This window comes from Mesorhizobium sp. M0208 (genome assembly GCF_040322015.1).
GTDB lineage: Bacteria > Pseudomonadota > Alphaproteobacteria > Rhizobiales > Rhizobiaceae > Mesorhizobium.
This window is the reverse complement of record NZ_JAMYSP010000001.1, coordinates 89,169-114,251: the sequence shown is the minus strand read 5'-3', so window position 1 is coordinate 114,251 and position 25,083 is coordinate 89,169. Positions and strand designations below refer to the sequence as shown.

Annotated in this window: 25 protein-coding genes and 1 tRNA gene; 8 read left to right on the top strand and 18 right to left on the bottom strand. The window is 62.0% G+C overall.

The window, feature by feature from the left end:
• Nucleotides 1–5: 5 nt before the first annotated feature.
• From NKJ17_RS00575 to hsdR, 4 genes are all read right to left on the bottom strand, one after another.
• The gene (locus NKJ17_RS00575) at nucleotides 6–1,016 is read right to left on the bottom strand and encodes a phospholipase D-like domain-containing protein (protein ID WP_352686322.1); all 1,011 of its coding nucleotides are present in this window, start codon (nucleotides 1,014–1,016) and stop codon (nucleotides 6–8) included.
• A 160-nt stretch (nucleotides 1,017–1,176) separates the two neighbouring features.
• Nucleotides 1,177–2,769 carry a restriction endonuclease subunit S gene (locus NKJ17_RS00570; RefSeq protein ID WP_352686321.1) on the bottom strand — a complete coding sequence of 531 codons (1,593 nt, stop codon included), beginning with the start codon at nucleotides 2,767–2,769 and terminating at the stop codon, nucleotides 1,177–1,179.
• Nucleotides 2,766–4,220, bottom strand: a complete 1,455-nt coding sequence (locus tag NKJ17_RS00565; RefSeq protein WP_352686319.1) for a type I restriction-modification system subunit M — start codon at nucleotides 4,218–4,220, stop codon at nucleotides 2,766–2,768. Before NKJ17_RS00565 ends, NKJ17_RS00570 begins: the two co-directional genes overlap by 4 nt.
• 3 nt (nucleotides 4,221–4,223) lie before the next feature.
• Nucleotides 4,224–6,668: an EcoAI/FtnUII family type I restriction enzme subunit R gene (hsdR, locus tag NKJ17_RS00560; RefSeq protein WP_352686317.1), complete on the bottom strand. Its 2,445-nt coding sequence runs from the start codon at nucleotides 6,666–6,668 to the stop codon at nucleotides 4,224–4,226.
• A 184-nt stretch (nucleotides 6,669–6,852) separates the two neighbouring features.
• Between hsdR and NKJ17_RS00555 the strand changes: the two genes are divergently transcribed.
• The 4 genes from NKJ17_RS00555 (at nucleotide 6,853) to NKJ17_RS00540 (ending at nucleotide 8,952) form a co-directional block, all read left to right on the top strand.
• Nucleotides 6,853–6,929 (top strand) — tRNA-Arg (locus NKJ17_RS00555).
• A gap of 259 nt (nucleotides 6,930–7,188) precedes the next feature.
• The gene (locus NKJ17_RS00550; RefSeq protein ID WP_352686315.1) at nucleotides 7,189–8,178 is read left to right on the top strand and encodes a DUF2332 domain-containing protein; all 990 of its coding nucleotides are present in this window, start codon (nucleotides 7,189–7,191) and stop codon (nucleotides 8,176–8,178) included.
• A gap of 290 nt (nucleotides 8,179–8,468) precedes the next feature.
• Entirely contained in the window at nucleotides 8,469–8,678 is a 210-nt protein-coding gene (locus tag NKJ17_RS00545; RefSeq protein WP_352474763.1) for a hypothetical protein, read from the top strand.
• Between the two features lie 40 nt (nucleotides 8,679–8,718).
• Nucleotides 8,719–8,952: a hypothetical protein gene (locus NKJ17_RS00540; RefSeq protein WP_254815811.1), complete on the top strand. Its 234-nt coding sequence runs from the start codon at nucleotides 8,719–8,721 to the stop codon at nucleotides 8,950–8,952.
• 109 nt (nucleotides 8,953–9,061) lie between these two features.
• Here NKJ17_RS00540 and NKJ17_RS00535 read toward each other — a convergent pair whose 3' ends face one another.
• Nucleotides 9,062–9,370 carry a hypothetical protein gene (locus NKJ17_RS00535; RefSeq protein ID WP_352686679.1) on the bottom strand — a complete coding sequence of 103 codons (309 nt, stop codon included), beginning with the start codon at nucleotides 9,368–9,370 and terminating at the stop codon, nucleotides 9,062–9,064.
• A 73-nt stretch (nucleotides 9,371–9,443) separates the two neighbouring features.
• Complete coding sequence (locus NKJ17_RS00530) at nucleotides 9,444–9,962, bottom strand: metallophosphoesterase (RefSeq protein ID WP_352686312.1); 519 nt, start codon at nucleotides 9,960–9,962, stop codon at nucleotides 9,444–9,446.
• A gap of 252 nt (nucleotides 9,963–10,214) precedes the next feature.
• Between NKJ17_RS00530 and NKJ17_RS00525 the strand changes: the two genes are divergently transcribed.
• A complete protein-coding gene (locus NKJ17_RS00525; RefSeq protein ID WP_352686309.1) occupies nucleotides 10,215–10,544 on the top strand; it encodes a hypothetical protein in 330 nt (109 codons plus the stop codon).
• Between the two features lie 94 nt (nucleotides 10,545–10,638).
• Complete coding sequence (locus NKJ17_RS00520) at nucleotides 10,639–11,187, top strand: DNA-3-methyladenine glycosylase (protein WP_352686306.1); 549 nt, start codon at nucleotides 10,639–10,641, stop codon at nucleotides 11,185–11,187.
• Between the two features lie 33 nt (nucleotides 11,188–11,220).
• On the opposite strand, the gene NKJ17_RS00515 is transcribed toward NKJ17_RS00520, so the two are convergent.
• Nucleotides 11,221–11,487: a DUF3606 domain-containing protein gene (locus NKJ17_RS00515; RefSeq protein ID WP_352476970.1), complete on the bottom strand. Its 267-nt coding sequence runs from the start codon at nucleotides 11,485–11,487 to the stop codon at nucleotides 11,221–11,223.
• A gap of 169 nt (nucleotides 11,488–11,656) precedes the next feature.
• On the opposite strand from NKJ17_RS00515, the gene NKJ17_RS00510 reads away from it, so the two are divergent.
• Both NKJ17_RS00510 and NKJ17_RS00505 read left to right on the top strand, forming a co-directional pair.
• On the top strand, nucleotides 11,657–12,151 hold the full coding sequence (locus NKJ17_RS00510) for an EF-hand domain-containing protein (RefSeq protein ID WP_352686303.1): 495 nt from the start codon (nucleotides 11,657–11,659) through the stop codon (nucleotides 12,149–12,151).
• A 168-nt stretch (nucleotides 12,152–12,319) separates the two neighbouring features.
• Nucleotides 12,320–12,661 (top strand): antibiotic biosynthesis monooxygenase family protein, encoded by a 342-nt coding sequence (locus tag NKJ17_RS00505; protein ID WP_352686301.1) that lies wholly within the window; start codon nucleotides 12,320–12,322, stop codon nucleotides 12,659–12,661.
• A gap of 20 nt (nucleotides 12,662–12,681) precedes the next feature.
• Here NKJ17_RS00505 and NKJ17_RS00500 read toward each other — a convergent pair whose 3' ends face one another.
• The 11 genes from NKJ17_RS00500 to NKJ17_RS00450 form a co-directional block, all read right to left on the bottom strand.
• The gene (locus tag NKJ17_RS00500; protein WP_352686298.1) at nucleotides 12,682–13,515 is read right to left on the bottom strand and encodes an SMP-30/gluconolactonase/LRE family protein; all 834 of its coding nucleotides are present in this window, start codon (nucleotides 13,513–13,515) and stop codon (nucleotides 12,682–12,684) included.
• Nucleotides 13,516–13,526: 11 nt separating this feature from the next.
• A complete protein-coding gene (locus tag NKJ17_RS00495; RefSeq protein WP_352686295.1) occupies nucleotides 13,527–15,302 on the bottom strand; it encodes a CoA-transferase in 1,776 nt (591 codons plus the stop codon).
• Nucleotides 15,299–16,084, bottom strand: a complete 786-nt coding sequence (locus NKJ17_RS00490) for an enoyl-CoA hydratase/isomerase family protein (protein WP_352686292.1) — start codon at nucleotides 16,082–16,084, stop codon at nucleotides 15,299–15,301. The genes NKJ17_RS00495 and NKJ17_RS00490 overlap by 4 nt, the downstream gene beginning before the upstream one ends.
• A gap of 2 nt (nucleotides 16,085–16,086) precedes the next feature.
• Nucleotides 16,087–17,292, bottom strand: a complete 1,206-nt coding sequence (locus tag NKJ17_RS00485) for a CaiB/BaiF CoA transferase family protein (protein WP_352507020.1) — start codon at nucleotides 17,290–17,292, stop codon at nucleotides 16,087–16,089.
• Nucleotides 17,293–17,309: 17 nt separating this feature from the next.
• Nucleotides 17,310–18,095, bottom strand: a complete 786-nt coding sequence (locus tag NKJ17_RS00480; RefSeq protein ID WP_352507021.1) for an SDR family NAD(P)-dependent oxidoreductase — start codon at nucleotides 18,093–18,095, stop codon at nucleotides 17,310–17,312.
• A 1-nt stretch (nucleotide 18,096) separates the two neighbouring features.
• Entirely contained in the window at nucleotides 18,097–19,092 is a 996-nt protein-coding gene (locus NKJ17_RS00475) for an ABC transporter permease (RefSeq protein ID WP_352686289.1), read from the bottom strand.
• 30 nt (nucleotides 19,093–19,122) lie between these two features.
• On the bottom strand, nucleotides 19,123–20,655 hold the full coding sequence (locus tag NKJ17_RS00470) for a sugar ABC transporter ATP-binding protein (RefSeq protein ID WP_352507023.1): 1,533 nt from the start codon (nucleotides 20,653–20,655) through the stop codon (nucleotides 19,123–19,125).
• A complete protein-coding gene (locus tag NKJ17_RS00465) occupies nucleotides 20,645–21,628 on the bottom strand; it encodes an ABC transporter permease (RefSeq protein WP_352507024.1) in 984 nt (327 codons plus the stop codon). The genes NKJ17_RS00470 and NKJ17_RS00465 overlap by 11 nt, the downstream gene beginning before the upstream one ends.
• Before the next feature lie 141 nt (nucleotides 21,629–21,769).
• Nucleotides 21,770–22,801 (bottom strand): sugar ABC transporter substrate-binding protein, encoded by a 1,032-nt coding sequence (locus tag NKJ17_RS00460; protein ID WP_352507025.1) that lies wholly within the window; start codon nucleotides 22,799–22,801, stop codon nucleotides 21,770–21,772.
• A gap of 23 nt (nucleotides 22,802–22,824) precedes the next feature.
• Nucleotides 22,825–23,676 (bottom strand): IclR family transcriptional regulator, encoded by an 852-nt coding sequence (locus NKJ17_RS00455; RefSeq protein ID WP_352507026.1) that lies wholly within the window; start codon nucleotides 23,674–23,676, stop codon nucleotides 22,825–22,827.
• On the bottom strand, nucleotides 23,676–24,818 hold the full coding sequence (locus NKJ17_RS00450) for an extracellular solute-binding protein (RefSeq protein ID WP_352686285.1): 1,143 nt from the start codon (nucleotides 24,816–24,818) through the stop codon (nucleotides 23,676–23,678). The genes NKJ17_RS00455 and NKJ17_RS00450 overlap by 1 nt, the downstream gene beginning before the upstream one ends.
• Nucleotides 24,819–25,083 lie beyond the last annotated feature (265 nt).

Below are 25,083 nucleotides of genomic sequence, written 5' to 3'. Positions count from 1 at the left end.
TTGGTCTACGGATATGGCCGGACGTTATCCGGCCAATCAAGTTTGTCGAGTTCATCCTGAGGCACTTTGCCATGCTGGTCGAACGCGGCCTGCAATCGCTCACTAAGCCACGATGTGCCTTGGTTAGAAAGCTCAACCGCTGCTTGTTGTTGGTAAGCCTTTCTCGGATCAGTGTTCCCTTCGCCACGTGATGCATTGCGCTTCGTCGACGCGAACGAATTTGCGCCGAGAGCACCCATGAGTTCGTTGAGAGAGATGCCGTTGGCCATCGTGCCTGCAACAAATTCGGCATGGTGGACGCGAATATAGCGGGACCACGTTGCTTTCCAATCGCGGTGAGTAATGTCTTCGGGCGTGGCATCGTCTCGTGCCGGCACATGATGCATGCCTATCGCAAGCCCAAAAACCCGGATGTCATTCGGATCGTATGTCAGTCGTGCGATGAAGATCACCGCATCGTCCTTAACCATTCGCGGCCGCTTTGTGGCGGGGTATGCGACAGCCCAATGGCAACCAGATCGCTCTATTTCCTCGATCGTGGGGAATGCTAATGGAACCCGATTGTCGCCCTCACCAAGAAACTTCACAAATGCCTGGGGAGCATCGGCAACATTTATGGGCAAGGTTGCCGGAGAGTCGACTATCCCTGCGTCGGCGCCAAAGTCGCCGAGGCCGATGGGGAGATTTGGGCGCCCGCCTTTCGCTCGATGGTGCGTCACCGTTTCGTCCCATTTATCGAGCTGCTGGACCGTAAGGTCGGCACCGCTGCGCATCCAAAGATCATCGAAATAGCGGCGGCACGCCGCGATGATTTCTGCATCTTGGGAAACCAAGCCGAACTCGTGGTTTCGGGTGAGCGCGGCCTCCGTCAGATTGGCAGATGTCACGATCGCTCTGTTTGATCCGAACAGGTACATCTTAGCGTGCAGGTTCCTGACGCCGCGCACCGTCCCTCCGACCTCCAGCAGCCGCCGCAGGGCCACAACGTCGCTGACGCCTTCCGCGAAATCTGACAAATTGAACCGGGTGATAGCCTGAACGGTTTTCGGACCCCTGAAAGCAAGCGTCGCAATGCGCCCGCTTTTATAAACGGGGAAATGATCCGCAACTCGCTTGCATCCTCGCGAATGGCCTCGGCGACTTCCCGCGACCAACCTGAGTCGACGAGCCTTGTCGTCATTCCGCTGCCTGCAGTTCTCGATTCTCGACCGGCGCTAGCGCTTCGGCCAGCAGCGCGTCGAGGAGGCGCCGGCGGGTGGCGGCGGTAGTATTGAGGCTCGCCTCTAGCCGGTCGCAGAGCGCCATCAGCGCATCAACCTTTGCGACGATGCGGTGCTGCTCGGCGAGGGGCGGGATCGGGATCGGAAGCGGCTTCAAGTTGGCCGCCTTGATGCCCTTGGCCGTCATGCCGGTTGCGTGCTTGTCGATCAGCGACTGCATCAGATCGCTCATCACCGCGAACATCAGGAACTTTGTATCAATCATCGCATATGGCTGAAAGCAGATGGCGCGTTGCGCGAGTGCAAATGGTTCCTGGATATCGTTCAGGCAGATGTTTGCGAGCGGCGCCTCCGTGGTGAAGAACAAGTCGCCGATCTCGGGGAAGCCGCGCTTCATCCACGTCTTGAAAGTCACCTTCGATATGTATTCGCGCGGCTCACGGTTCAGGTAGCCCATGCGAATGTTCTTCGCGGTGATGAGTGGGATTCCTTCATCCGTCTTGGGAGGCGTGTTCCCGCGATAGTCGATGAACAGAAAGAGGTTCTCGAATGATTGAACGGCCCATCCCGAGGGAAGCGCCATTTCGAGTTCGTCGGGCGTCGGATCGGGCTCCATCTTGATCCGTGCGTCGCCGGTCTTCTTCTTCCGTTCAGCCTTTGCCTTCGCGATCCGCTTCAGCAGTTCCGACGCTGGTTCGTCCTTCTCGTCCTGCGGCACCAGCTTGCCGCGCACGGCGAGGTTGAGGATGGTCTGGCGCAGGGCATTGATCTGGTCGGGGCGCGTGGTGAGGGCGGGCAGCGCGTCGAGGACGAAGCGGGCGTCGGCCAGGAAGGTTTCGGCATCAAGCGCGTTGAGGCGGGCGAGGCTCGACGCCGTCAACCTGTCGCGTAACCCCTCGCGGTTTCCCCGCCCTGCCGCCAGCCGATCGCAGAGACCCATCAGCTCATCGACCTTGGCGACTATGCGGTGCTGCTCAGCGAGGGGTGGGAGGGCGATTATCTGCTCGTATGCGTCGGAACGGCTTAAGCCGGGTTTCACGCCCTTTCCGAGCTTGTCCAAATCGAGAGCCGCAAGCGCGTTTAACAGAAATCGAAGATTAAGGAATAGCGGAGACTCGACGAAGTAGGCAACGTCGGTCGTCCACGACGGGCCATCGCAGAGAGTCAAGGCACCAGCTGATCCTTTACGGCCTACGATGATCGAAGGGCGCACCGTCAGTGGTTCATCGGTGAAGCCGACGATCCCATTTGAACCGAACACGGGCACTGGGCCTTCGTCTAATCGTTCGCTTGCCTTCAAGCCTTTGCCGTATTGGAAATCTAGGATCGAACCGACCTTGGCTCGACGCCATCCTTGCGGCAAATCGGATTGATCTAGTTTCTCCTTTGCGATCCGCTTCAGCAATTCCGATGCCGGTTCGTCGTTCGTATCTTGCGGGACGAGTTTGCCGCGCACCGCCAGATCGAGAATGAAGCGGCGCAGCCGTGCGATTGCGTCGGGCGCGTCGGCGATCTTCTCGTAATGCGCCAATAGCCGTTGCGCATTCATCGGGCCAGCGCCTCGGCGAGGATCGCCTTCAACTGATCCCGCAATCCCACCGTTTCGGCTTCGGCGCGGGCGAGGTCGGCCAGCAGCGTTTCCGGGTCGCCATGATCGTCCGCCACCGCGTGCGGGTTCTTGATGTCGAGATTGTAGCCGCGCGCCTTGACCTCCTCGGCCGTGACGCGCCACGCCTGCGGCGTCTCCTCGCGGCCCTCGCGATCCTTGCCGCCCCACCAGTCAATGCAGCCCTCGAAATGCTCCAGCCGGATCGGCTTTGTCATCGAATAGGCTTTCTGGCCTTCCGGCACGCGATGCTCGTAGAACCAAATGTCTTTCGTTGGCGCGCCCTTCTCGAAGAACAACAGGTTAGTGCCGATCGATGCATAGGGCTTGAACACGGAATTGGGCAGGCGGACGATGGTGTGGAGGTTGCACTCCTCCATCAGATGTTCCTTGAGCCGCGTCTTCACGCCCTCCCCGAACAGCGTGCCATCGGGCAGAACCACGGCGGCGCGACCATTCGGTTTCAAGAGGCGCACGATCAGCGCCAGGAACAGGTCCGCCGTTTCCTTGGTACGGAAGGTCGGAAAATTGTTCTCGATGCCGTCTTCCTCGCGCCCGCCGAAGGGCGGATTGGTGACGACGATATCGACGCGCTCGTCCTTGCTCCATGAAATCAGCGGGCGGGCCAACGTGTTGTCGTGGCGCACGAAGCTCGGGTCCTCGATGCCGTGCAGCAGCATGTTGGTGACGCAGAGCATGTGCGGAAGCTGCTTTTTTTCCACCGCGCGAAGTGCGCCCTGCATCGTCTCACGCTGCGCGGGCGTGCGGACGTAGCCTTTTTCCATGTGACGAATAGCGCAGGTGAGAAAGCCACCCGTGCCGCAGGCAGGATCGAACAGCGTTTCTCCTGGGCGCGGGTCAATGCGATCAACCATGAAGGCAGTCACGGCGCGCGGTGTATAATATTCGCCGGCATTGCCTGCCGATTGAAGATCATTCAGCAACTGCTCATAGAACTCGCCGAAGTGCCGCCGCTCGTCGAGATTATTGAAATCAACCTCGTTGATCTTGTTTAAGACCTGCCGGATGAGGTGTCCGGATTTCATGTAATTGTACGCGTCCTCGAACACGTCGCGCACTACGCGGCGCCGGTCGCCCGGTTTTCCAGTGAGCTGCAGGCCTTTCAATGCAGGGAAAAGTTCATCATTGATGAAATCGAGCATGGCTTGCCCGGTGATGCCTTCTGGGTCGGCCGCCCAGTTGCGCCACTGGAGTTTTTCCGGAATCGGCGAGTGGTAGCCGTCCTTAGTCAGTTCAAGTTCTTGATCCTGGTCGTCGATGATCTTGAGGAAGAACATCCAACACAACTGGCTGATGCGCTGTGCGTCGCCATCAACGCCAACATCCTGGCGCATGATGTCCTGGATGGATTTGACAGTGGTGCGGACAATCATTGGCTATGCGATCTCCTGGTAAAGGGCGTCCTGCATTTCGTGGACGGCCTTTTCAAAGCCCTCCTTGCCGCCGAACGCCTTGATTAGTTGGACGACGCTGCCCATCGCAGTGAAGGGCGTCACCTTCAGCACGTTGGCGTCGTCGAGATGGATTACGCCTTCGTCCCGATATTTTTCGAGCAGCGCATCGAGCACGGCCCGGGCTTGTGGCCCGTATTTGGTGAACACGTCGCGCTTCTTGACGTTTTCGGCACGCTCGCGGCGTGTCAAAAGTTTCTTGTCGAATGCCACGTGGCAGATCAGATCGAAGGGATCGAGGTTCTTGCCCAGTTCATCTGCGATGGCGTCAAGCGCCAGGCCCTCGGCTTCCAGTTCCTCAACGATCGCGTGTTTGCGTTCAGCAGATTTCCAGCGTCTGAGGAAATCGTCGAGACTGGCGAAACGCTTCTTCAACGCCGTCTTAGTGAAATCGCGCAGGCTTTCGGTGACGAGCTTGCCGTTCTCGTCAAGATATTCGACGCGCTCGGCGACGATGCGGGCGCCGACGCCGTCCACGTAAATCTTGCGCACGTGGTTGCCCGGCGGTAGCGGAACGCCCGGCTGATCGATTATGGTTTCGCTATCGCCCGGTTCGTATGGCGCTTGATCACCTTCACCAAGACCGACGACAGTATCGTCGGGCGGTGTGATCGGATCGTCTTCGCTGGGTTCGTAAATCTGCACCGGATCCCCATCGAATTCTGGGTCAGCGAAATGATTGGTCGCGCCACGAAAGTCGATCAACGTGAAGTAGAATTTCTTGGTATCCTCGTGAACGCGGGTGCCGCGCCCGACGATTTGCTTGAACTCGGTCATCGACCCTACCGTGCGATCGAGCACGATTAGCCGACAGGTCTGCGCGTCAACCCCGGTGGACAAAAGCCGCGAGGTCGTGACTAGAACGGGATACTTCGATTCCGGGTCAAGGAAATTGCCAAGCTGGTCCTGGCCATCGCTGTCACCGCCGGTGATCCGCATGACATATCGGTGGTTCTCGTCGCAAAGATCCTTGTTCTCGTTGATGAGTGCCTGTCGCATACGCGCTGCGTGCTCCCGGTCAACGCAGAACACGATGGTTTTCTGGAAGCGGTCGCCGGTTTCCTTTAGAAATTCGGTGACCTTCTTGGCGGTAAGCAAAGTGCGGTCGTCAAGAACCAGCGTCCGGTCGAAATCCTTAGCGTTATAGATTCGATCCTCGACTTCGTTACCATCTCGGTCGAGTTGCCCAAGTTCCGGGCGATAGCCCTCAATGTCGCGATCGATGTGGACCTTGATGACTTTGTAGGGTGCAAGGAAGCCGTCACTGATGCCCTGGCGCAATGAATAGGTGAAGATTGGCTCGCCGAAATAATCGGCGTTTGAAACGTATTCCGTTTCTTTCGGCGTGGCAGTCAGGCCGATCTGCGTTGCACCGGAAAAGTGGGTGAGGATTTCGCGCCACGCGGAATCCTCGGCCGCGCTGCCGCGATGGCATTCGTCGATGACAATTAGGTCGAAGAAGCCGGGGGAGAACTCTTTGTAGAGCTTCTGGCGCTCCTCCGGTCCGGTGATCGCTTGATAGAGACCGAGATAGACCTCGAAGGCGGTGTCGATGCGCCGCTTCCTGTCGAGCGCCAGTGTCAGATCGACCGTGGTGCCGTCCTGCCGCTCAATGGTCTTTGCGTTCGTCGAAAGCTTCGCCATCGCCGCGCCGAACGGGCGGAAGTCGTTCACCATCGTCTGGTCGATCAACACGTTGCGGTCGGCAAGGAAGAGTATGCGTTTCTTGCGACCCGCCTTCCACAGGCGCCAGATGATCTGAAATGCCGTGTAGGTCTTGCCCGTCCCCGTCGCCATGACGAGCAGCACGCGATCGCGCCCCTTGGCGATGGCCTCGATCGCGGCATTGACGGCGTTTACCTGATAATAGCGGGGTGCTTTGCCGCTGCCGTCGTCGAAATAATCCTGAAGCACGATCTGTTCTGCTTCCGGGTCGAGGCCCTTCCAGGCGCGATAGCGTGCCCAAAGATTGGCGGGCGACGGAAAGGCGTCCATGCCGAGGTTCGCCTCCTTGGTGTCGCTCTGGCCCGTGCGGTCGTGAAAGACGAAACCGTCGCCGTTTGAGGAAAAGACGAAAGGGATGTCCAGCGTCGCGGCATAGTCGAGGCCCTGCTGGATACCATCGCCAACGCCGTGGTTGTTGTCCTTCGCTTCGATCAAGGCGATGGGGATATTCGGCTTATAGTAGAGAACGAGGTCGGCTTTTTTTGCCTTGCCACGCGTCACCAGCTTGCCACGTACGATAATGCGGCCCTTGGTGAAATAGACCTCCTCCCGAACCTGCAACATCTCGTCCCATCCGGCGAGCTTAACGGCGGGCAGAATGAATTTCGTGCAGATGTCGCGTTCGGTGAGGCTTCGTTTGTCCATTAATTGATATCCCCCTCCTTGGCTCTATTGGGTAAGCTCAATCCGATCAAGAGCGCGGTTCAAAACGTTGACCGGATTTCGTGCAAACTCCACTTGCCCGTTGAAGCCCGGCCCGGCTTCCGCTAAGAAGCCGGGGCTGGCCGGTTTACCGGCTGGTTCGTTTTCCGGATCGCCGATCCTGAAGGCACCCGTAGCTCAGCTGGATAGAGCGCTGCCCTCCGAAGGCAGAGGTCACAGGTTCGAATCCTGTCGGGTGCGCCATTTCTCAAGGGTACGACCCGGAGACATGGGTAATGGTTTATACCGGAGACATGGTGGACTGCACCCCTTGGATGAGCCACCAATTACGAACAGTTCCCCAGATTTTTGGATTGCGTACAACCTCCTAGCGCAACGGTTAAGTAGGCGACCGCGGGAAGTCCGCGGAGGGTCAAGCTTGTGCAAAAACGCCGGGCATAGCTCCAATAAGATCCGTGGATCATGTACTGTGATGAGACGTCGGGACCGAGGATCAGCGGATATGGACGAGGAGGGCTTGGCCGAGATCTCAGCCCGATATATTCGCTTCGCCGATACGGAAGCTCGCGGTCGCTCGCCGCTCTACGAGGAGTTGGCTCGGGCAGTCGCTGGGGATCGGGAGGCGCTCGGTTTCCTGTCGACCCTTCCGGACCTAAAGCGGCAACCGAACCTTCTACTTGCCGCGGTGCGTCACCTGTTCGGTACGCCGACAGGGTGGACCGAGTTTCGCCAGGCGCTTCAGGCTAATCCAGACGCTATCCGCTCGCTTATGCTCGAGCGCTCAACGCAAACCAATGAGCCGGGAAGATACGCCACCCTGCTCCCCGTCCTGGCGCGGTTGTCGCAGCCGCTGGCGCTCATCGAGGTCGGGACATCCGCAGGGCTCTGCCTCATGCCGGACCTCTACGGCTATGACTATGGACGCACGGTGATCCGCGGACCCGCGATGGCCTTGGAGCAGCCTGTCTTCCGATGCTTCGCCAGCGAAACAACGCCATTGCCGACGGCCTTGCCGCAAGTCGTCTGGCGGGCGGGATTGGACCTGAGCCCGATAGATGCTTCGGACGACTCGCAAGTCGCATGGCTTGAGACACTGGTCTGGCCGGAACAGACAGCACGGCTCGCCAATCTACGGGCGGCCCTGAAGATCGCTGCCACAGTCAAGCCTCGGGTGGTGAAGGGCGACCTGCGCGGGAGCGACCTCGTGCAACTCTGCAACGAAGCGCCGAACGACGCTACACTCGTCATCTTTCACACAGCCGTCCTCGACTATGTCTCCGACCCTGGTGACAGAGAAGCTTTCGCCGAGCAGGCGATGCGTCTCTCGCCTTATTGGGTATCGAACGAATTCCCTCGCGTCTTCCCGTCCATCGCCACACGCGCCGAAACAAGCTGGCCGCCCGGCCGCTTCCTCTTATCTGCGAATGGCTCCCCTGTAGCTTGGACTGACCCGCATGGCGCCTCGCTCGAATGGATCGCGAACGAGGCGTAGGATATTGGTGGCGGATTACCGTCCTTGGCTAGAGGCGCCATCAGTTCCCAGCTTCATCTATGCTCGTTTCGACTGCTGCGTCTCGAATTCATTGGAAGCGACCTCTCCGACTTGTCTTGTCACCGCCTCTACCGGTCGGCCGAGAACGAGAATGGCGAGCCGAGGCCCGCGCAGACCGTCTCCGCAATCGGGAACCACAGCTATCGGCCAGCCGTTTACACTGCAAACCCACCTGGCGATCCTCAGAGGCCGGGCCGAGTTCTCCGAGATCCGCAAATTGGAGATTGATCATGACAAGCGCTGCCGACCGCGATCCGCGCCACCACACGCAGAAGATGCAGAAGAAATTGGAGGAGGTGAAACAGCACCTTCGCGAGGACATTGAGAAGGTCGATGAGCCGCAGCTGAAGGCGATGTTCGAGACGTCCGCCGAGGTGATCGGCGGTCTCCAGAAAGCGTTCCAGGACTATGAACAAAAGAATGAACCCGCTTGGCGTTGAACGAGTTGTTCGTGGATAGACCCCGAAGGGAGCGCCCCCCGTGCCCGCACCGCCCGAAATGGATGTCGTCCTCGAAAAGCTGCCGTTGAGGATCGGCGCCTACATACCCGACGATTTGCTGGAGGACTGGTTTGCGCCGGGAACCGGCATGAACCCGGTCAGCAAGGAGGCGCTTGCCGCCGCCAAGAATTACGGTTGGCGCTTCGAATGCGACTTCAAGCACTACCCCGACCGCAAGGAGGGCGTGTTCTGGAAGTGGGTGCCGGCGATCTGATCCACGCTAGACGATTCATCGTTTTACGGAAACGCAGAACCGGTCTATCTTTTTTGACGCAATTCCGGACGGAAAACCGTTTCACACTTTTCCTGGAATTGCTCTAGCCTCAGCCTATCGGCGTCGTCACCTTGCCGGTTCCGCCGCATTCGGGGCAGGTTCGGCCGTCGATCATGCCTGACCCTGCACAGCGGCGGCAAATGTTCTCGCCAGCGCCGGGGACGCCTGCCGGAACCTCGTCCATGTTGGATTGAGCGGCTTGCCGGGGCTTGCCCTGCAGCTTGTTTCTCAACCGGGCGACCAAGCCTTCGTCGACCTCGAGCGGCTTGCTGCTGTCGTCCGGCAGGCCTTCGCCGGATTGGCCGATGGTTTCATTGCGCGGCCGGTCATTCATGCCTGTCGTGATCTTCTGAGCCATTGCGTTGCCGTTACGCCTTGCAATTTTTCGAACGCCTCAGCTCCGCAGAGGTTCCGGTTGCGGCCAGCCGCCTTCAGCCGGGTTTTGCCCGTGCCGGCCGGCGGCCGCGGCTGGCGAGGATGGTGGGAAGCGTGACCGGACGAAAATCCCAGCTGTCGACACCAACGTCATACTGGCGCGTGACCGGGGTGAGCCGGCCGTGCGAATGGCCATGCAGGTCGATCGACCTCCTGCCGATCTGGTTCCAGGTGCGAAAAGGATAGTGGCAAAGGATCAGCAGGCTGCCATCGAGCGTCAGCTCCTTGTAGTGTTGCGTGCTCGCCCAACCCGTCGCGTCAATGGTGGCCGCAGCATCGTTGTTGCCGATGATCAAGTGCTTGCTGCCATGAAGAGACGACAGCAGTGACGACACGAAGGACGCCGAGCCCCTGGCAAAATCGCCGAGGTGCCAGACCTCGTCGTCCGGGCCGACAGTCTCGTTCCAGAACGCAATGAGTGCCCGATCATGCTCCGCCAGCGAGCCGAACGGGCGGCGGTCGATGCGCAAAATGCGCGGGTCGCTGAAATGCGTGTCGGCGGTGAAGTAGATCATGCGCGCTCGCTGGGGCCCGTTGTCGAACTGCCGCGCATGTAGGCGCGTGGCGCACCAAGTCCATGTTGCTCTCCCGATGCTTGCTCAACCCGCTCGATCGCCGGTTGTTCCTGTAAACAGGCCCAGGCGGCTTCCGCTTGTTGGAACTTTAAGAAGGGGGGAACTTTAAAAAGGGGAACTTTGAACATGGGAACTTTGAAATGAGACGCAGGTTAGAATGCTTGAGGCCGATGCTCTGAAAGGACCTCGACGATGACCGACGCAGCACCTGTTGGGCGAAGCCCGGCTCAAGCGCGGGGCGATATCGACGCCGGGCGCGAAGGCGATAAGACACCGGGAATCGATCCGGCCGCGGCTCCCATGGAAACGGACGCGGAATCGGCCGGCAGCGTTCCGGCAAAGGATCGGTCTGCGCCTCATGAAAAGCCGGAGTTCACCAACCAGGCGAGCTATGCCAATGCGATGCGTCCGCTGAAGGATGAGCCAGACGTCCGGCCGCGCCGATATGGGCCGGTGCTGGTGATTGCCGCCATCGTCGTGCTCGCCGCGGCGGTTTTCATCGGCGCAGCCATGCTGCGCTGAATATCGCAGATCCGAGAGCAGTGGCTGGACATTTTGCTTCCGGTCCGAGAACTTGCTGACGCGCCAGGTTGAGGCGCGATCAGTCCGGTGCACGTTGACCACGAACCAGGAATTCTTTGCCCGAGACGCCACCACCGTGGCGCGCGACATGATTGGGGCGACGCTGCTTTTGCACGGCGTTGGCGGCATCATCGTCGAGACCGAGGCCTATCGCCCCGATGACCCGGCTTCGCATGCTTTCGGTGGCAGGACGGTGCGCAATGGCGCAATGTTCGGCACCCCAGGCAGCGCCTATGTCTATCGCTCCTATGGCCTGCACTGGTGCCTCAATGCCGTGTGCCTGCCCGGCAGTGCCGTGCTCATCCGCGCAATCGAACCGCAATCCGGGCTGGAGGTTATGCGGGCCAATCGCGGCGTTGACGACCCCCGGCTGCTTTGCTCGGGACCCGGTCGTCTTTGCCAGGCGCTGGCAATCGACACATTCCATGACGGGCTGCCACTGGACGTGCCGCCATTCGAATTCAGGCAGCCGGGCGACGCCAGCGCCATTCTTACAGGCCGCCGGATCGGCATTTCCAAGGCTATCGATGCCGAGTGGCGGTTCGGCCTGCGCGGCTCGGATTATCTGAGCCGCAAATTCTGACGCCTGCGGCAGCGGCAGAGCAGCTGCCTGGCATCACTCGTCGGGTTTGCCGAGATGCATGGGTGTCGCCTGCTGGCGGGCTTCCCTGGTCACCTCGTCGGCTCCGGCAGGTGAAATCCCCCGCAACGCCTTCGCGGCTTCGACCAGGCGGCCGCGATCATTGCCGAAGCTCTTGATCAGCTGACGGACCTGGTCGGCGGTGATGCCGTTCTGCTGGGCAAAATACTCGACTTCACGGTCGTCTTCCGCCGAAACGCGATCGCGGTCGCGGAAATCTCGCTTGCTCTTATCGTCGGCCATTTTTTCCTCCTGGTGGAGCTTCGCATCAACGGCAACGTGGGCAAGCGGCTTTCGTTGCCGCGACCAGGCGGACTTTTGCGCCGCCGAGCCGACTGACCAGGAACCATGAGGCGAGCAGCCGGTTTGGCTTGGATGCAGCAGCCACCAATTCATACCGATGGAGATTACGATGACGCTCGCAAGCAAAACCACTGTAGTTGCCGCGGTGCTGGCCATGTTGGCCGCGCCGGCATTCGGCCAGACGAGCCCGCCCGCGCCCGCAGCTCCGGCGCCCGGAATGAGCGGGCAGAGCCAGGATGCCATGCGCGATATGATGCGCCAGATGATGACCGAGATGCTGGAGGAGAGAATGCAAGAGGATCGCGCGCCCCGGGCGGAACGGCGCGGTCGCGACCGCTGGCATCGCGACTACAGGATGGGCCCGCCTGACCGAGGCTGGGAGACGGGTGGCGGCGGTGGCATGGGACGGGGGATGCATGGCGCGAGGATGCGAATGATGTTCGCCATAGTCGATGCCGATGGCGACGGCGCGCTTTCTCAGGCAGAAGTCCAGGATTTCGTCGGGCGGATATTCAACGCCGTCGATGAGGACGGTGACGGCAGCGTCGACATGCAGGAAATCCGGTCCTTCTTTCACGGAGGCGGCACCGAGGATCAGGAGTAAGTCTCCCACCGGTCGGCAAGAGGCCTAGCCGAGCAGCGCCACCTACGTCGGCCGGGAAGATGAAAAGTCGCTGGCAACGGGATACCAGGCTGCCAGCCGGGGAGATCCGTTCCTTGGCTGGCATTCGAACGCCGGCGGACCAATCAGACCAGCAGGGATTCGTTGGCCATGACAGAGAAAATTACGGAGAAAACTCCGACCATCGCCCGTATCTGGCGCGGCAGAACCGTGCCTGAAAAGGCGGATGCCTACGAGAGTTACAATTACGAAGCCGGCATCAAGCCGCTGATCGAGAAGGCACTGGGCGTGCAGACCTTTCGCGAGGACACGCCGAGCCATTCGGAATTCGTGACGATCTCCTATTGGGAAAACGTCGAGGCGATGGCGGCGTTCACCGGCGGCGATCCGACGAGGATCCACCATCTGGAGCGTGACGATGAGTTCCTGATCGAGCTGCCGTCGAGGGTGCAGGTGCTGCGCATCCGCTCCAGTCACGGCCGCCTGGCATAGGGCGCCGCCGCTGCCCAGATCTATGGAATCGCCGTCAAGTCGATTTCGGTAATGTGCCAGCGGCCGAGATTTGCGGTGTAGAGCTTGTCGCCCTTGAAGGCGATGTTGGTGGGATGGGCGAGCGTGGTTGCCGCCGGATCCTCGATCAGCACCTCGAGCCCGCTATCCTGTCGCCAGCGATAGATGCGGCTCGGCTCGTAGCACGAGATGAACAGCGAACCGTCCGGGGCCAAGGCGACGCCATCAGGGACGTTGTTCACGCCGTCCACGACGAGCTGGCGAGGTCTTGCCGTGCCGTCGGCACGGATCGGCACATAGCTGACGCAGGCCGCATGGCTTTCCACGACGTAAAGCCCATTGCCATCCGGCGCCATCGCCATGCCGTTGGCGAAGGCCATGGTCTCGCGGCACCACAGGCCGCCTTCGCCGGTCTGCAGATCATAGCGGAAGATGCCGGAGCGGTTGTCTTCGCCGAGGCTGTCGGAAACGTAGAGCCAGCCGCGCGCCTCGTCGACGATCGGATAGTTCGGCACGCGGATGCCCGCCGAGGCGAAGCGCGTCATATCAGCCGTCGCGGCATCCCAGCGAAAGGTCGCCGAATGTCTCAAATCGCATGCAAAACAGTTTCCCGCGCTATCGAAGGCGATGCCGAGCAGAAAGCCTTCCGTGCCGCCCATGCGTTCGACCGAGCCGCCATCGGCGGCCAAGCGCAGCAGGTCGCCGGTTTCGGTGCCGCACCAGATCGAGCCGTCGCGATGGATCGCCACGCCTTCCGGATGCGCGACGCGCGGGCTGGTGAAGATGCCATCGAAGAAGACCCTCGCGGCCGACATTTCGAGCAACGGCTTTGCCATGCGCACCCCCTTCAATCCGGTGCAGTATGCGACCGCTGTGCGGCGATGCAGCGCTCGACCATCCGCCGGTCGGTGGCGAGGATCTCGGCGATCAGGGCGCTGCGCTCCCTCGCGCTGACGAATTCGAGGCGCCGCAGACCGAGCGGGTCGATGCGGTTTCGCAGGATGTCGAGCGTCTCGTTCGAGGGTAGCGCAAGTTCGCGGCAATCGGCATCGAATGTCAGGGCAAAGCCGGTGGCATCCTGGAGCTGCTGGCGCGTCACGCCCGGCCTGGTTTCGATGACGGCCAATTGCCGGCTCTCCCCGTCGAGCCGAAACACGCAAAGGTCGGTGAACACCAATGCCGCGCCGGTCCGATAGCCCATCGGCTCGCGTTCGGCCTCAGTCAACAGGCCGCGCGCCGAGCTGGCAATCTCGACCGTCTCGACCAGCGACTGCACGGAATGGCGGGGGACGTAGAGCAGATAATCGCGATGCATGTTGGCGACGTCGGCCATGCCGCCTTGCCCGGGCAGCCGGATAAGGCTGCCGTCACGCTTGCGCAGCGCAATGGTGTTGACGCGCCCACGGCGGTCGACCTGCGCGGCACCGACGATCTCATGCGTCACCGCGCCGGCCTGATAGTAGGTCGAATAGGTGTCGTCGCCGCCGGCATGCGCCACCGCCGTCTCGCAATCGAGGCTTTCGATCAGCGACAGGATCATCGGGCTCGGTGCTATGTCGAGATGACCGCAACTCATGGTAGCGATGATCATGTCCGGCGCGTGCGTCGCTTTGGCCAGCCGGTAGGCGACATTGGCGAGCGGCGACACCGCGCCGGCACTGGCAAAGCTCTCATTGTCGAGCTCAGCGGCGATGCGGGCGGCGATGATCTCGTCGATGGACGCCTCCTTGTTGCCGTGCACGAGCCTGGGCATTGCGAGGACTGTTTCAGCGCCGACTTTTGCAGCATCTTGAACCCGCTCCGGCACGCCTTCCGAAGGCATGCCCAGGCTGTCCGACAAAGGTATTTCCTTGGCCGCGAACGCCCCCGCCAACGCTTGATAATCCGTCACATAGAATGGCAGGCAGGAGGCGGGATAGGCGCCGCCTGCTGCCAGCGCGATCGCCGACACCCGGTTGCGGGTCAAAATGCTCTGCCGACCATCATGCCGCAGCGCTCCGACCGGGACGATCTCCTCGACCGTCACCAGCACCTGGCGCGCCGCGCCGGCCATGGCGAAATCCAGCGCCCGTGGTCCGATGATCTGGACATTGCCGCTCTCGTCGGCACGCTGGGCATGGACGACGAACGTATCGAGCCGCAAGGCCGGGATGATCCCGGTCGTAATTCCCGCGATCGGATCGGGCGCGGCGATCGCACCCGGCACGCGCGCCAGCATGTCCGAACCCTCCGGAAGCTGAAACGGCATCGACGGCAGGTTCTGCTGCCCCGCCCGCAGCGCCTGGATCATAGCCAGCGCCGTCCAGTCGCGGACCGGCACGGCATTGGTCTCGGCGGCCGCGCGGAAGCGCGGCGGCAAGCCAAAAATATCGAGGCTGGAAAAGCAGATATCGACCGCCGCCACGGCATTCGCTTCGAGAAGCAGTTCGAGCGGCAGGCCGCCGGCCCAGCAGACATAGCGAAGATCCTTGACGCCCAAGCGGGCGATGGCCCGCAGCAGGGCGATCGGCAGCCGGGCAAAATGATGGCCACCGACACCGAAGACGTCGCCGCCGCCGACCATCGCGGCCAGGCCCTCGACATCGGTGAAGCGCGGCCGGTTTTGCTTGACCAGGGACGTCATTGCCCAGCCTTCGCCCGCGCGGCGCTTTTTTCGGCGAACGCCTTCACCCGCTGCTGGCCGGTCTCGCTACGATAAAGCCCGCCCAGTACGTCGCGCTCCATGGCAAGGCCTTCCGCCAAGTCGCCCGACACGGCGTGCGCCGTCAGCGCCTTCAATGCCTCGATCGCGGCAGCCGGTTCGGCGGCTATCATGCCGGCGAGTTCCAGCGCCCGTGGCATCAGCTTTTCGGCGTCGACGACCTCGTTGACCAGCCCGGCGGCGACGAGCTCGGAAGCCGGCACGATGGCGCCGGTCATCAGCAAAAGGTTGGAGCGGTTGCGGCCGAGCTTCTGGACGCTGCGCTGCGTGCCGCCGCCGCCCGGGACCAGCCCGAGCTTGATCTCGGGCAGGCCGAGCTTCGCGAACTGGTTGGCGATGACGATGTCGCAGCACAGCACCAGCTCCATGCCGCCGCCGAGCGCAAAGCCGTTGACCGCGGCGATGACCGGCTTGCGGTTGTTCTCGACTGCCGCATACATGCGCGTGCCGGCGGCCTGGAAGGCGTCGAACTCGATAGCTGTCTGGGCAGCGTATTCCTTGATGTCGGCGCCGGCCATGAAGCCGCGCCCCTCGCCGGTCACTACGATCGCGCCGACGCCGTCATCCTGCGACAGCGCCTCGAAAACCTCGGTGATCTCGCTTTGCATCAGCCGGTTCATGGCGTTGAGCTGATCGGCGCGCCGGAAGGTGACGACTGCGACGCGCCCGGATATTTCCAAGCTGAGTGTCTGGTAAACGCTCATCGTCAGGCAGCATCCACGGTCATATCGCCGGACGCCTCAAGCGCTGCAATCTCGCCGCTGGAGAGGCCGAACTCGGCCAGTATCTCGCGGCCATGCTGGCCGACCAGCGGCGCCGGCCGCTCTATGGTAGCCGGCGTCTCGCTCATCTTGACAGCCGGCGCGACCACCCTGACCTTGCCGCCGCGCGGATGATCGTAGCTGGTGATCATGCCCAGGTGCTTAACCTGCGGGTCCTCGGCTGCGCGCCTTATGTCCTTCACCTCGGCGCACCAGATGTCGGCTGCGAGCAGCCGCGCCAGCAGGTCCTGCGTGGCAAACTTCCTGGTTTCGGCGTTGACCTTGTCGAACACCTCGTCGCGCCTGTCGAACAGGGTCTTCAGATCGTCGTAGACGGCAAGCTGCGGCGCCTCCAGCACTTCGTACAGCGTCTTGAACGGGCTCATGGCGATCGACACATAGCCGCCGTCCTTCGCTTCATAGACACCGAACGGCGCCTGCATGCCGGGGTGGCCGATGCCGGAATTCGGGCGCACGAAATCCTCACCGAGATTGAGCACGGCGACATATTCCTGATTGAGATGCGCCAGCATGCCGGCGAGCAGATTGACCTCGATCTTCTGGCCCTTGCCGGTCTTCTCGCGATAGTAGAGCGCCGACAGGATGCCGTAGACCATGTTCATGGCGCCGATCTGGTCGGCCAGGCCGGCACCGGCCGGAACAGGAGCCTGATCGCCGCGGCCGGTGTTGGAGATCAGCCCGGACAATCCCTGGATCAGCATGTCCTGGCCGGGGCGCTCAACGTAGGGGCCCTCCTCGCCATAGCCGGAACCCGAGCAATAGATGATGGCGGGATTGACCGCCCTGAAATCCTCGTAGCCATAGCCGAGCCTGGCGAGCACGCCGGGGCGGAAATTCTGCACCACCACATCGGCCTTCTCAGCCATGTCCATGATGATGGCATGCACCTTGCGGCTTTTCAGGTTGAGCGCGATGGAGCGCTTGTTGCGGTTCCAAGCGAGGAAATTCGGGCTTTCGGAGCCGCCGACCCATTTGGCGAAGAAGGTCATGCCGCGGAACATGTCGCCGGCGCCTGAACGCTCGATCTTGATGACGTCGGCGCCCATGTCGCCGAGCAGCTGCGTGGCGAACGGCCCCTGCAGCAGATGGCTGAAATCGAGGATGCGGACGCCTTCGAGGGCCTTGTTCATTTTTGTCTCATTGGTTGTCAAAGCAGGTCGGGTACGTAGCGGGGTGCCGCGGTGAGGCCGCCGTCGACGCGCAGGTCGGTACCGGTGGTGAAGCCGGCGGCGTCGGAGGCGAGATAGACGGCGGCTTCTGCCACTTCGGACGGTTTGCCGATGCGACCGAGCGGATGCATTTTCACCCAGGCCTTGGCGAGATTGCCGCCGATCTCCTTGATCAGTTTGTCGTTCATCGGCGTGTTGATGGTTCCGGGCGAGATCGAGTTGACGCGGATGTTGAGCGGGCCGAACTCGACCGCCATCTGACGCGTCATCGCCATCACCGCACCTTTGGCGCCGGCATAGGCGGTCCAGCCGTCGAGCCCGATATGACCTTGCGCCGAGGCCATGTTGATGATCGAGCCCGATTTCTGCGCGATCATATGCGGCAGCGCATATTTGCAGCCGCGGAACACGCTGGTCAGGTTGACTGCGATCAGCCGGTGCCACTGCTCGTCGGTCATCTCATGGACCGGCATGCCGCCGATGGCGATGGCGGCATTGTTGACCAGAATGTCGAGATGGCCGGTTTTGCCGACGGCGCCGTCTACCAGGGCGGCGATGTCGGCCTCCTCCGCCACGTCGCAATGGATGTAGTCAGCGCGGTGGCCGGCGGCGCGCAGCTCGGCTGCGAATTTTTCGCCCTTCTCATCATCGATGTCGCCGAGGAAGACGTGCGCGCCCTCACGCGCCATTGCCTCGCTGATCGCATGGCCGATGCCGTCGGCGGCGCCGGTGACGATTGCGGTTTTCCCTTTGAGACGATCCATGTCAGACTCCAATGGCGCGCCGGCGCTTCGCTTCGTCGAAAGCGACGGCGGCAATGATGATCATGCCGGTGATGACCAATTGCCATTCGGTCGGCAGGCCGAGCCCGCGCAGCCCGTTGGACAGGAACTGCAGGATCAACACGCCGAGCGCCATGCCGGTCAGGCTGCCGATGCCGCCGGCAAGGCTCACCCCGCCGAGCACGGTGGCGGCGACGACCTGGAACTCGAAATTCAGCCCAGCCGTATGCTGCGCCGAGCCGACGCGGGCGGCCAGGATAATGCCGGCTACCGTTGCCAGCAGCGCGCTGATGATGAAGCAGATGAACTTGACGCGGCGCACGTCGTAGCCTGCCAGCCGCGCTACTTCCGGATTGCCGCCGACGGCATAGATCTGCCGCCCGAACGGCCGGTGCTGCATCACGTAGGCGAAGACGGCGAGCAGAACGAGGGCAATGACAGCCGAATAGGGAACGACGTTGAACAGGCGACCGTCCGACAGCGCGATGAAGCTGTCGAGCGCTGCATCGTCGGGGATGGCGCGCTGGCCGGTGTAGAGGTAGACACCGCCGCGCATGATGAACATCGTGCCCAGGGTCACGATCAGCGAGTTGATGCCGGCATAGGCCGTCAGATAACCATTCACGACGCCGATGATCAGCCCGAACAGCAGCGCACCGCTGATGCCGAGCACAAGCGAGTTGGTGTCGTTCATGATGATGATCAGCGGCAGCGCGATGGTCGCCAGCAGCGACCCGATCGAGATGTCGACCTCGCCGGAGATGAAGACGATGGCGCAGCCTATGCCGGCTGTCAGTGCTAGCGAAGCCTGACCGAGCACATTGGTGATGTTGCGCACAGAGAAGAAATTCTCGGCGGTGAAGGAAAAGAACGCGATCACCAGGATGAGGCAGAGGAGCAATGCCACTTCCTGCCGTGCGACGAGCCGCGCCAGCATGGACGGCCCAGCTTTCATCGTGTCGGTGCCTGCCAGGCTCATCACTTGGTCCCGTTCCGAGGCGTCATCGTCTTAGCCGATCGCCGCATTGAGGATGTTCTCCTGCGTGGCCTCGTCGCGGGACATGATAGCGGTGAGGCGGCCTTCGCACATCACCGCGATGCGGTCGGCAAGCCCCAGCAGCTCGGGCATTTCGGACGTCATCATGACGACCGCCAGGCCTTCGCCGGCGAGCCGGTCGATGAGCGCAAAAATCTCCGACTTGGCGCCGACGTCGATGCCGCGGGTCGGTTCGTCGACGACGATCACCTTGAGACCGCGCATCAGCCAGCGCGAGATCAGCACTTTCTGCTGATTGCCGCCCGACAGGTTCTTGACCTGCTGGAACAAGCTGGGCGTCCTGATGCGGAAACGGTCGACATAGTCCTGCACCGCTTTGCGTTCGCTTGCCTTATCGACGAAGCCCATCCTGGCGAAGGCACCGAGCGAGGCGAGGCTGGCGTTCTGGTAGACCGGCAGCTCGCCCATCAGCCCTTCGCTCTTGCGGTCTTCGGTGAGCAGGCCGATGCCGAGCCGGACGCCGGTGTGCGTGTCGTGCGGCAGCAGCGGGCTGCCATCGACCGAAATAGTGCCGGAGGTGATCGGATCGAAGCCGACAATCGCCTTGGCGAGCTCGGTCCGACCCGCCCCCATCAAGCCGAAGAAGCCGAGGACTTCGCCGGCATGCGCTTCGAACGACACGTCCTTCAGCTTCTTCGCCGTGCTAAGTCCTTGCACGGAAAGGGCGACCTTGCTGCCTGGTGCACCGCGCTTGCGCGGGAACAGGTTTTCGATGCGCCGGCCGATCATGTCCTGGATCAGCGTATCGTTGGTGTGCTCGCCGATCGGCCTGGTCGAGACGTGGCGGCCGTCGCGCAATACGGTCACGGTGTCGGCGATCTCGAAGACCTCGTCGAGCTTGTGGCTGACATAGAGCACGGCGATGCCGAGCGCGGCGAGCCGGCGAATGACGGTGAACAGCAGCGAGACCTCGTTCGGCGTCAGCGAGGAGGTCGGCTCGTCCATCACCACGACGCGTGCTTCATGGGCGAGTGCGCGGGCGATCTCGACCATCTGCTGCTGGCTGACCGGCAGCGATCCCGTGCGCGCCGCCGGGTCGACGTTGAAGCCGATACGCTTGAACAGGGCGGCCGCATCGGCACGGATCTTCTTCCAGTCGATCGACCCGCCTTTGCCGGTCGGATAGCCTTCGAGGAAGATGTTCTCGGCGACGCTGAATTCGGCGATCAGCGCGATCTCCTGGAACACCACCTTGATGCCCTCTTTCAGGCTGTCGCGCGGCGACTTGATGTCGGCCTCGCGGCCGCGCAGGCGAATGGTGCCGGCATCCTTGCCGTAGACCCCGGCCATGATCTTGATCAGCGTCGACTTGCCGGCGCCGTTCTCGCCCATCAATGCATGGATCTTGCCGGGTTCCAGGGTCAGATCGACGTTATCCAGCGCCACCACGCCGGGAAAGCGCTTGCCGATGCCGCGCATCTCCAGCGCCGGCACGCTTTTATCGACAGCCACGGTTTCGGCGGGGTGAAGGAAATCAACCGACATTGGCTCTGTTCCGCACGATGTCGAGATAGGTCGCCAGGATGATGACGATTCCGGGCACCACCATCTGCAGATCCTGGTTCCAGCCGAGGATGATGATGCCGTTGTCGATGACCTTCAGCACCAGCACGCCCAGCAACGTGCCAAGCAGCGAGCCGCGGCCGCCAAGCAGGCTGGTGCCGCCGAGGATGACGGCGGCAATCACCGTCAGCTCGAAGCCGCGGCCGGCGGTCGGCTGGCCGGCATTCATCAGCGACGACAGGATCATGCCGGCAATGCCGACGCAGAGGCCGGTGACGACGAAGGCGAAGAGTTTTAAGCGTTGCGAGCGCACGCCGGAGAGACGAACCGCGCGCTCGTTGGCGCCGACAGCGTAGAGATAACGGCCGAGCGTGGTGAAGCGCAGCGTTGCCGCGGCCAGCGCGAAAATCACCGCGGCAACGACCACGGGCAGCGGGATCGCGCCGATATAGCCGGCGCCGAGATCGGTGAAGCCGGCAAGTCGGTGGTGGTTCTGCACCGCCTCGCGGGTGAACAGATAGACGCCGCCCTGCAGCATCATCATGGTGCCGATGGTGGCGATCAGCGAGTTCACCTTGAGCATGGTGACGACCAGCCCGTTGAACAGGCCGACCGCGCCTGAAAAGGCGAGTGCCGCCAGCAGGCCGAGCGTCAGGCTGTGTGTTGAATTGAGCACGGCCATGCCGATACAGCCGACAAAAGCCAGCGATGCACCGACCGACAGGTCGACTTCCGCGGTGATGATCAGCATCGTCATGCCGGAGGCAACGATCAGCACCAGCGCGCATTGGCGCAGGATGGCGATGATGTTGGCCTCGGAATAGAATTGCGGCGCCGCAATCGACATGGCGATGCAGAGCACGGCCAGGATCACGCCGAGCACCAGCTGGCTGCTGCCCAGCAGCTGGCCGCCGATGAAACGCCTTGGCGCAGAGGATTGCGTAAGCTCGCTCATGTCCATTTCATTTCCGGGCCCGTATCGGTGCCGTCGCCGTTTGGAAACCTGCGGGCCAAAACAGGACGGTTGCCCTGTTTTTCCGTCGGCATATCCGATCCGCTGCCCTTCCCGCCGTGCGGGAAGGGCTACCCGGAATCCTTACTTCTTCAGATCGGCGGAAGTTTTCATGCATTTTTCCGGTGGCTGAAGCGAATTGACGGCATCCCATTTGATTTTGCGTGTGGTGCCATCGTAGTCGTAGAACTTCTTCCAGGCGTCACCGTTCATCGGCGCGGTCGGGCTGACGATGTGTTCCGGCACCTCTTCGCCGTTGAAGAGCTTAACCGCTGCATCGATGGCGGTGTAGCCTTCCTTTTCCGGGAACATCGCGGCCTCGATCCGGTAGGACGGCTCGTTCTGCATCGCATTGATGAAGGCGAGGCCTTCGCCACCGGTGCCGACAGTCAACAGGCCGTCCTGCGGCTTGCCGGCCGCTTTCCAGGCCTGAAGGCCGCCGAGCGAGGAGGAATCGTTGATGCCGTAGATGATGTTGATGTCGGCATTCTTGGCAAGAGCCGCCGAAGAGACTTCGAGTGCGCGATCGGGATTGCCGCCGCCGTCGAGGTCGTGGACCATGACCGCGTCGGGGATGATGGTCTTCAGGCCGTCCATGAAACCCTGCGACCGCAGGACGGTGGCGGACAGCAGCGGCAGGCCGACATTCATCACCTTGGCTTTGCCTTCGAGCTTTTCCTTGGCGTATTTGCCGGCTTCGACGCCGGCGGTGTAGCCGGTGTCGTAGTCGCAGATCGCGACCATTGTGGTCATGCCCTTAACCGGATTGCCTTCGAGCACGACCGGAACGTTGTTGGATTTCGCCTGGCGCAGCAGCGGCACGACGCCTTCCTCGTTGACGGGCGTGATGATCAGGACGTCGACGCCCTTGGCCATGAAATCTTCGGCGGCGGAGACCTCCTTGGCGACGTCCAGATTGGCGTCCTGCACCTCGAGCTCGATACCGAGTTCCTTGGCGCGGGCCTGCATACCCTTGATGACGTTCTGATACCACTCATGCGTGGCGTAGTTGGTGACGTAGCCGATGCGCTTCGGCATGTTTTCGGCCTGTGCCGCGGCGCCGCTCAGAGCCAGCACGGCCGCCGAGGCAAACAGCATCGATTTGGACCAGTTCATGTTTCTTCTCCCTGTATTTCTTGTCAGTTGCTGAACGGATAGTCCCGCCGTTCCGGGTCGGCACGTGAAGAGGCGGCAGCTTCGCCCGCGCCCATCGCCGCCGATATCGTCTCGGCCGCCGCCTTAGTCCGCTCAAAGACGGTGCTGCGATCGAAGCGCGCGGCCTTTTGCGGCAGGAACGGGACGGTGAGCGCGGCAATGACTGCGCCGGTATGGTCGCGCACCGGCGTCGAGATGTTGATGCAGCCCTCGACAGCCAGCGAGGCGCGCATTTCATAGCCGAGCCTTGCGACTTCGTTCAGCCGCGCTTCGATTTCCGCCCGGCTGCCTTGGCCTTCGCCTGCAGCGACGATCCGCTCGACGATGCGGTCGCGCTCGGCGCGGCCAGAATGCGCCAGCAGCACCGCGCCGGAACTCGTTTCGAGGATCGGGAAATGCGAGCCAAGGGCAACCGAATAACGCATCGGCAAAGGCGAATCGATCTGCAGCACGACCAGTGCGCTCTCGCCTTCGCGGACGACCAGATGGCAGCTCTGGTCGGCATTGGCGGCCAGGCCGCGCATCACCGGCAGCGCGCATTCGACCAGGCGGTTCACCGGGGGATGCATATGCGCCAGTTCGAACAGCTTCAGCGACAGGCGGAAGCGGTCCGATTGCGTCCGGAAAATGTAGCCGCGCTTCTCCAGCAGCAGCAGGATGCGGTAGATCTCGTGAATGGAGCGCCCCATTCCGGTGGCGATCTCGGTCTGGGTCAGCGGCTCGCCGCTGGCAGCCATGAATTCCAGTATGTCGAGCGCCTTCTCCACAGCGGGCACGCGGTAGCCGTTGCGGCCGCTTTCGCCTTCGTCGACGATCTGGGCAATATCGGTGGCCATTACGCGACGCTCCGTTGCGGCTGGCCATGCCTGGTCTCGCGATAGAGCCGGTTCAGCCGGTCCGCGAGCTCCGCCGCCGGCAATTCGCCGGTGATGGCCGCCGCGGCGTGAGGGGCGCATTGGCGGAAGAAGCTGATGAAGCCCGGATGGGTCGGGCGCAGATAGGAAGCTTCGATCGTCGCCAGCGTCGAGGCGAAGAAGCCGCCTGAGAGAGCGTTGACCTCGGCATCCTGCCACGCCGCCAGCGATCCCGGCTGTCCGCCGGATTTCACGTAGTCGCCGCGCTGATAGCCGGGCGAGCACAGAAACAGCGCGTAATCGATGGCTGCCTGCTTGTGTTTCGATTGAGCGCTGACGCCGATGCCGGCACCGCCGAGCAAGGCGCCGGCGGATCGCGGTGTCGGCACGTCGGCGAAGCGCAGATACGGCCTGTCTGCCCTGGAGGCGTAGTTCACATAGCCGAAGGCGAACGGCACGTAGACCACGTCGTCATGCGCGATCATATGATCGTAGCAGCGGATCGGGTTCCATTTCGGCGAGTTCGGGTGCGACAGCGCCGCAAGCTGGCGCAACTGCCCGACGGCCTGCTCGATTTTTTCCCCAGCAATGAACTCGTCGCCGTCTTCGCGGGGCTCACCCAGCGTCAAAAGCAGGCACATGGCGTCAGTCGGCACCAACGGCAGCCCAAGCCATTTGCCGTCCTTCAAGGCGCGCCGGCCGAGCTCCAGCACGTCATCATGGCTGTGCGGCAACGAACCGTAGCGCTCCAGTAGATCAGGGCGATACGAGGCAACCTGGCAGGCAGCATCGATTGGCAACGCCCATTGGCGCCCGTCCCTCGCGTAGGATTGCCAGGATGCGCCGACCGAATCCCGTTCGAAGCCGCGGCGCTGCTCAGCCGACAAATCGAACGGCACCATCAGCCCGCCTTCGGCAATATCGCCGATGAACGGATGATCGAACACGACAAGATCATAGGCGCCGAGCACCGGACCAAGCGCGCCCTCGCCGAACTCATAGAGGCTGCGGCGGTCCCATTCGATCTCAAGACCGGGATTGGCGGCGCAATACGGCCCGATGCTGGCCTCGAGCGGACCCCAGCAGCGTCGGTGATCCCACGCGAGGCCGCGCAGTCTTGTCATGCCGAAATTCCTCCCAGAGCCGCCCATGCGCCGGCCCAGCTGATTAGTAGCAACTATTTTCACCTACACAAGTAGTTTTTACATACGCAAAGCCGAACTCCTTCCGGTTTGGCAGAAAGCCGCCCAGCCGCCCCTGGTTCGCATCGCGTTGCTGCTCTGCGCTGCAACCAAAGGCTGCGGTGGATCTAGGTTTTTGGGAACTTTCGCGACGAACATTCGTTCGGTTGGCGCAGCCCTCCAGAGCAGCATCACTGGATTCAGCAGC